Source organism: Deinococcus pimensis DSM 21231 (assembly GCF_000519345.1).
In the GTDB taxonomy this organism is placed as follows: domain Bacteria; phylum Deinococcota; class Deinococci; order Deinococcales; family Deinococcaceae; genus Deinococcus_A; species Deinococcus_A pimensis.
On sequence record NZ_KI912679.1, the window covers coordinates 20,165 to 20,669 of the forward strand.

The window sequence follows — 505 nt, forward strand, 5'->3', positions numbered from 1 at the left end:
CACGGACGCCGTGAGTCCCGCCACCCTGGAGCTCATGACGCGCCCCTGGGCGGAGGAGCCCGGCGGCGGCGCGCGCGGCCTCGGCTGGATTCTCGGGCACCCCACCTGCTCGGGCGGGGAGCTCTCCAGCGCCCGCGCGTTCGGGCACACCGGCTTCACCGGCACGAGCGTGTGGGTGGAGCCCACGCGGGGTTACGGGATCGTGCTGCTCACCAACCGCGTCCACCCCACCCGGCACGGCGGGGACGACATCATCCATCTGCGCCGCCGATTCGCCAACGCCGTGCACGCCGCGTGGCGGCCCTGAGCACGCCCCACCACTGACCTTTCATCGGAGACTTCCATGCTGGACACCGAACGACTTCACGAACACTCCGCCGATCTCGACGTCCTGCCCACGACCGACGTCGTGGGTCTCCTCGTCCGTGACCAGATGCTCGCGGCGCGCGCCGTGGAGGCCGCCTCGGCGGACCTCGCGCGCGCCGTGGACCTCGCCGCCGAACGC

General features: G+C 72.9%; 1 protein-coding gene. It reads left to right on the forward strand.

Annotated features, from left to right (window positions below; genetic code table 11):
* Positions 1 to 307 (forward strand): serine hydrolase (locus DEIPI_RS40750; protein WP_169737231.1); only part of this gene is annotated, 307 nt, incomplete at its 5' end.
* Between the last annotated feature and the right edge of the window lie 198 nt (positions 308 to 505).